The sequence below is a fragment of the Kitasatospora xanthocidica genome, assembly GCF_014656195.1.
GTDB classification, from domain to species: Bacteria; Actinomycetota; Actinomycetes; order Streptomycetales; family Streptomycetaceae; genus Kitasatospora; species Kitasatospora xanthocidica.
Genome location: NZ_BNBY01000059.1, coordinates 5221 through 11115, shown reverse-complemented (window position 1 = coordinate 11115; position 5895 = coordinate 5221). Strand labels below are relative to the sequence as shown.

Below are 5895 nucleotides of genomic sequence, written 5' to 3'. Positions count from 1 at the left end.
ACGCCGCGTCCGTCAACTCACCTCGACCTGCCACGAGATCAATTATCAGACAGGCCTTAGCGCCGATGCGAACACGGCGGCCAGGACAGGACACCGTCCAGGTCACCGCCACCCGGCCGTGAAGTCGCCAACACGGGGATTCCCGCCGGAAATCGGGCGGAAGCCGGAGAGGGCCCGCTGTTAGGGTGACCGGATGCCATCGGTCATGCCATCGGTCAAGCCATCGGTCAAGAAGTTCCAGGTCACCTTCGACTGCGCCGACCCCGAACGCGTCGCCCGGTTCTGGTGCGAGGTGCTGGGCTACGTCGCCCCGCAGCCGCCGGAGGGATTCGCCACCTGGGACGCGTACAACCTCTCCCTGCCGCCCGAGAAGCGGGGCGCGTGCTTCGTGGCCAGTGACCCCACCGGCGAGGGCCCGCGGATGTACTTCCAGCGCGTCCCCGAGGGCAAGACCGCCAAGAACCGCGTCCACCTCGACGTCCGGGTCGGCACCGGCCTCGTCGGCGAGGAACGCCTGGCCGTGCTCAAGGCCGAACGCGACCGGCTGGTCGCACTCGGCGCGGTGTGCGAGCGGGTCCTGCTCGCCGATGACGAGAACGAGTCGTGCATCGGGATGCTGGACATCGAGGGCAACGAGTTCTGCCTCGACTGAGCCGCTCAGGTAAATGGTTTGCCGACCCGGCGGGCCCGTGTCACTGTTCGGCCGGGATCGACAGCAGGCCGACGGAATTGGTGACATGGGGAATCAGTACGAGGACGAGTGCCGTCGGTCGCTGGCCGAGGAACAGGCGAAAAGCCTTGCCGAGACCGACAATTGGGCGCACGTCGACAGGCCCCTGGTCCACCGGGACTGGGACGCGCTGTACCGGGAGATCGCGGAGCACCTGGACACCTCCCGGCCCGGGGACCCGCACATCCAGGACCTCGTCCGCCGGCACTTCGCCATCGCCTGCCGCTTCTACACCCCCAGCATGCGCGCCTACGCCGGCATGGCGCTCTTCTACGCCGAGGACGACGCCATGCGGGAATTCCACAACGCCTACCACCCGAAGATGGTGGAATTCCTGGGCGAGGCGATGCGGACCTTCGCCGAACAGGGAGCCGATTCCACTCCCTAGGACCCGCGTGTCGTGCACCGCCTGCGGCTTGCTCCCGGCAGGCACCCGATAGGCTTCCCCGCCCGGGGGTTGACGTGACGACAGGATGAACGCGATGCCTCTTGAGGGCGAGTACGCGCCGAATCCGGTGCCGTGGGTGCGCGAGCAGGTCGAGCTGTACGAGAGTTCGGGCGGCACGCGGGGACTGACGCTCTGGGACACGGGCCTGCCCGTCGTCATCCTCACCACACGCGGCGCGAAGAGCGGCAAGATCCGCAAGAGCCCGCTGATGCGCGTGGAGCACGAGGGCCGGTACGCGGCCGTGGCCTCGAACGGCGGCTTCCCACGCCACCCGCTCTGGTACTTCAACCTCACGTCCGACCCGCACGTCGAGCTCCAGGACGGGCCCGTACGGCAGGACATGACGGCCCGTGAGGTCACCGGGGACGAGAAGGCCCAGTGGTGGGAGCGCGCGGTCGCCGCGTACCCGCCGTACGCCGAGTACCAGGAGAAGACCGAGCGGGTGATCCCCGTCTTCGTCCTGGAGCCCGCCGCCGCTCGGGCAGCGGGAGCGCGAGGCTAGGCCAGTGACCCTCGCCCGTCCTGCGGCCGCCCGTCCCGCAGTCGCTCGGCGAACGCCCGGGCGCCGGCCAGGTCCGCGCCGTTCGGCCGCTGCTTGTTGATGCCGCCCACCAGCTTGAACGGCGCCCAGGTGTCGAACGCCCGGCACAGGAAACTCCCCTCCACCTCGAAGCCCTTGCCCTCCAGGAGCCGGGCCAGCGGGCGGGTGAACGGCGCCAACGGCATCTCCGGGAGCCCACTGGTCGCGAATACGAACGCCCGGCCCCGCCCGGCGGGAAGCGCCCTGACGAAGTCGGTCAGTTGAGGGTGGAGCCTGCCGTAGAAGACACCCGAGCCGAACCCGATGAGGTCGGCGCCGGCCAGCTCCGCCGGGCCGGCCTGCTCGGGGGAGACGACCTTCGCGTCGTCCAGGATGTGGGCCATGGTGTCGGCGATGCGGCGCGTATTGCCGTGCGACACGGACGCGCACACGATGACGGTCTTCATTGCTGCGTTCCCCTTCTCGCGGTTCTGTTTCGAGATGAGGACCGCGTAGCGGCGTCCGACGTGACATCACGCGCGTGTGACGGCGGCCACACCGGGAGGCGGCGGCAGGCCCGAGCTGGCGCGACACGGCATCCGGGAAGGCGCCGCAACCGCGTCGCCGGGTCCGGCCGTTCGAGCCGGGGCGCTTCCGTTCTACGATCCTGGGTGCTTCGGATCAGAAGACGAACGTTCGGGCGGGTGATTGTAGGTTCGCATGAGATCTGTCGGAGTCTCAGCACTTCGTCACTGCCGTGTCGGTGGCGACAGAGCGCTGAGACATCACTCCGGGCGATCAACGGCGTAGAGGGTCGGGTTGTGAAGGTGTCCATCGATAGTCGCGCTGTCGTCACAGGTGGCGTACACGGTGCCGCCGATGACCTCGGCTACCTGCAGGGTCCGTTGCGGGAACCGCACGGGACTGCTCCGTCGGCCGCTTGCCGGATCGATCAGCACCAGATCGGAGTCGGCGTTCCGAGGGGCGAAAGACCATGGGCCGGCCACCGGTATGGCCGCCCATGTCTCGGGCATGACGTCGCGCAGGTCCTCTGCCTCCCACAGGGGGCTGCCGGTGCGGATGTCGATGGCACGGTTGCCGACGCCCTGGGGAAACGTTCTCAGCTGGAGGGCGGTGCCTGCCATTCGCACCACGCGGGCATTCGCCGCGGTCCACAGGCGGCGGCCGTCGGCGAGGCTCCAGGCGGCTACCTCGTCTGCATCGGATGATCTGCCGACGACAAGACCGTGCTCGGGGACGATCTTGCCTTGGGCCTTGAGCGGCGCGAGGACCTTGCCGCCGGCGGCAGTGACGACGTGCAGTTCGTCTTGTCCCTCGAAGTAGATCCGGCCGTCGGCGGAGCCGGCGATCGTCTGGTCTTCGCTGCTGGACGTGGTCGGATATGTCCACAGCTCCTTGCCCGTGTCCGGCGCGACGGCGAACCAAGCGCGCTCAGTGTCGCGTGCCAGCAGCACGCCGGCGGTTGGCTCCAGACCCGTCAAGACGTCCAGGGCCCCAGGGAGCCGGTATGTCCAGACCACCTTGCCGTTGGAGGGATCGAGGCGCCAGAGATGCCGGGCGAACCCGACGTACAGGGCGGTCCCTGCGGCGGCGATGTGTGTACCGTTGCTCACTTCGCCACCCCCGACGTTCAGGGAATGCGACCAACGGATCTGGCCGGTGCGGATGTCGAGGCACCGCACCTCCTCGGAGGACTCGACGACGGCCAGCACGGAGTCCGTGGAGAGGGCGAGCGCATCGCCGCGGATCAGCTTGGTGCGGTCGGGGAACTGCCACAGCGTGGCACCCGACTGCGCGTCCCGGAGAACGGCCCCCTCGGCGGTGCCCGACATGAGGACGGAGCCCACCTGACCGAGCACGTACCGCTCGGGAGAACTCCACCGGGGCCGTGCCTGCTGGACGGTGGCACCGGTGGATTCACCCGACGACGAGCCGCTGCCTTTTCCCCCTCCTCCGTCGTCCAGGACCTTCGGCACGACCACGGCGGTCGCGCCACCCGTGACGACGACACCCGCTCCTATCAGTACCGTCCGCCTGCTCACCTTCCGACCACCGCCCGTGGAGGCGTCGCCGGGCACGCTCTTCGAGACGGGCACGCTCTGCGGGACGGGCACGCTCTGCGGGACGGGCGGGAGCGTGGGGCGTGGGGGCGCGGCCACCGTGGCCTGTGAGCCGAGAAGTTCGCCCATCGCGCCGAGCCTCGCGGCGACCTCCGCCGCCGACGCCGGCCGTTGTTCGGGTAGCTTCGCCAGAAGGTCCGAGACCAGGGCGTCGAGCTCCGGGGGCAGGCCCGGCCGAGTCCGTGAGGGTGGCTCAGGGGTTTCCGAAGCGTGCGCGACCAGCTGGGAAACCAGGTCGCGTTGCCCGAAGGGCGGAGTGCCGGTGAGAAGTTGGTGGAGCAGGCATCCGAGGGAGTACAAGTCTGACGCCGGGCCGATATCGCGGCCACGTGCCTGTTCCGGTGACATCCAGGGCGCGCTTCCCATCACGTTGTCCGTCCGGCTCAACTGCTCGAGCCCGAGGGCGGGGTGGAACCAGGCGATCCCGAAATCGAGAACCTTGACCGTCCCGTCCGGGGTGAGGATCGCGTTCGCGGGCTTGATGTCGCGGTGAACGATTCCGCGTTCATGGGCGAAGGCGAGGGCGGCGCAAACCTGTCGGGCCCAGTGCACGGCACGCGCGGGGGAAGGCACGCCGTCGGCTGCCAGGAGCTGGTCCAGGGGCCGGCCCTGGACCAGCTCCATGACGATGAAGAGCGTGTCGCCGTCCTGGCCGAAGTCGTGCACGGTGACGACGTGCGGACTGTCGGACAGTCCAGCCGCGGCCCGTGCCTCGCGCTGCAGTCGGGCCGCCGACTCCGGCGACACCCCTGGGCCGGCGGCGATCGTCTTGACGGCCACAGGACGGTGCAGCACCAGGTCCTCAGCACGCCAGACCACTCCCATACCGCCAGAACCGATCCGCTCGCTCAGCCGGTAGCGCCCCGCCAGCATACGACCCATCATCCTGCCCCCGAATCCGTCGTATCGGCTCCTAGCGTAGAAGCGCCATCCGCCTCACGCACAGGCCGACCGCCCGCGTGACCCGACTCCAACGCCTGGAGGCCGACATCGGAACCCAGCTGCTTCACCGCAGAGACACGCACACTGGCAGCCGACCCATGACGCCCACCGCCCACGGTGCCGAACTCCTCGCGGTCCTCGCACAGCCCGAATCCAAGCCCTCGCCCCACCGGGCGAGTTCACCATCCACCGGACCACGCCGAAATGGGCGAAGGACCGCAAAACACCCGAACGCGCCGCGAGCACCCAGACCGCACCCCACGTCAACGTCGGCAAGCCCCGGATCACGCGACCACTGCCGGCCGTCCCGCACGTCCTCGCCACCCGCCGGCGCACCCAGCCCCGCAATGCGACAGAACGATGAGACGAATCCGAGGACAGACCGATGAGACACCTTGCTGAATCCCCAGCTCAACCCAACCCACCGCGACAAGAGCAACCGGATCCTGCGGTGATGTCGCGATGACCGCGGAAGCGCTGGCGATCCTGAAGGCGGCGGGAGCCGAGGGAATCGACCACCCCGGCGGAACACTGCTGGCGCACCTGCGGCGAGTCAGCGCCCTCCTCACCTCGTGGGGCGCCCGCCCGGCGCTGGTGTCGGCCGGGCTGTGTCACGCGTTCTACGGGACGGACGGGTTCCCGGTCGCACTGCTGGACCTGGGGCGCCGGGCGGAACTGGTCGAGGCGATCGGCGCCGAGGCCGAAGCACTCGTCTACCTCTACGCCTCCTGCGACCGCGAGTCGTCCTACCGCGGGCTGACCGACACCCGAGGTACATTCGTCGACCGGTTCACCGGCACACCGATCCGTCCAGGCCTCGAAGCGCGCCGGGACTTCGCCGAACTCACCGCCGCCAACGAGCTGGACATCGCCGCAATCAGCCCAGAGGTCCGCCTCCGCCACGGGGCGGACCTCCTCGGCCTGTTCACCCGATGGCAGCCCCTGCTGTCCGAGCCGGCCTGGGCCCACTGCTGCAGCGTGCTGGACCAGGCCCACCACTGACCGTCCGAGGTCATCTCGGCAGGTCCTCCCGGGCAGGCTGTGCGAGCGGAGTGGGAAGTCGGCGGGACCGACCTCCCACTCCCGCACGCCCCGTCGCGGGCCGTCCTCAGCC

At 69.4% G+C, this 5895-nt stretch carries 6 protein-coding genes; 4 read left to right on the top strand and 2 right to left on the bottom strand.

Annotated elements, in window-relative coordinates; genetic code table 11:
- The first annotated feature begins 193 nt into the window (after positions 1–193).
- From IE332_RS40300 to IE332_RS40290, 3 genes are all read left to right on the top strand, one after another.
- Positions 194–652 carry a VOC family protein gene (locus IE332_RS40300; RefSeq protein WP_229929321.1) on the top strand — a complete coding sequence of 153 codons (459 nt, stop codon included), beginning with the start codon at positions 194–196 and terminating at the stop codon, positions 650–652.
- An 85-nt stretch (positions 653–737) separates the two neighbouring features.
- Positions 738–1118 (top strand): TipAS antibiotic-recognition domain-containing protein, encoded by a 381-nt coding sequence (locus tag IE332_RS40295; protein WP_189926843.1) that lies wholly within the window; start codon positions 738–740, stop codon positions 1116–1118.
- Between the two features lie 94 nt (positions 1119–1212).
- The gene (locus IE332_RS40290; protein ID WP_189926841.1) at positions 1213–1680 is read left to right on the top strand and encodes a nitroreductase family deazaflavin-dependent oxidoreductase; all 468 of its coding nucleotides are present in this window, start codon (positions 1213–1215) and stop codon (positions 1678–1680) included.
- Here IE332_RS40290 and IE332_RS40285 read toward each other — a convergent pair.
- Both IE332_RS40285 and IE332_RS40280 read right to left on the bottom strand, forming a co-directional pair.
- Positions 1677–2165 carry a flavodoxin family protein gene (locus tag IE332_RS40285; protein WP_189926839.1) on the bottom strand — a complete coding sequence of 163 codons (489 nt, stop codon included), beginning with the start codon at positions 2163–2165 and terminating at the stop codon, positions 1677–1679. The genes IE332_RS40290 and IE332_RS40285 overlap by 4 nt on opposite strands.
- A gap of 318 nt (positions 2166–2483) precedes the next feature.
- Entirely contained in the window at positions 2484–4712 is a 2229-nt protein-coding gene (locus IE332_RS40280; RefSeq protein ID WP_189926837.1) for a serine/threonine-protein kinase, read from the bottom strand.
- Between the two features lie 531 nt (positions 4713–5243).
- Between IE332_RS40280 and IE332_RS40275 the strand changes: the two genes are divergently transcribed.
- Complete coding sequence (locus IE332_RS40275; protein WP_189926835.1) at positions 5244–5783, top strand: DUF6817 domain-containing protein; 540 nt, start codon at positions 5244–5246, stop codon at positions 5781–5783.
- Positions 5784–5895: the final 112 nt, after the last annotated feature.

Excerpts from the sequence above, each read along its gene's own strand:
- IE332_RS40275 (WP_189926835.1), top strand. The coding sequence starts at position 5,244 with ATGACCGCGGAAGCGCTGGCGATCCTGAAGGCGGCGGGAGCCGAGGGA.
- IE332_RS40280 (WP_189926837.1), bottom strand. The coding sequence starts at position 4,712 with ATGCTGGCGGGGCGCTACCGGCTGAGCGAGCGGATCGGTTCTGGCGGT.
- IE332_RS40285 (WP_189926839.1), bottom strand. The coding sequence starts at position 2,165 with ATGAAGACCGTCATCGTGTGCGCGTCCGTGTCGCACGGCAATACGCGC.
- IE332_RS40300 (WP_229929321.1), top strand. The coding sequence starts at position 194 with ATGCCATCGGTCATGCCATCGGTCAAGCCATCGGTCAAGAAGTTCCAG.
- IE332_RS40295 (WP_189926843.1), top strand. The coding sequence starts at position 738 with ATGGGGAATCAGTACGAGGACGAGTGCCGTCGGTCGCTGGCCGAGGAA.
- IE332_RS40290 (WP_189926841.1), top strand. The coding sequence starts at position 1,213 with ATGCCTCTTGAGGGCGAGTACGCGCCGAATCCGGTGCCGTGGGTGCGC.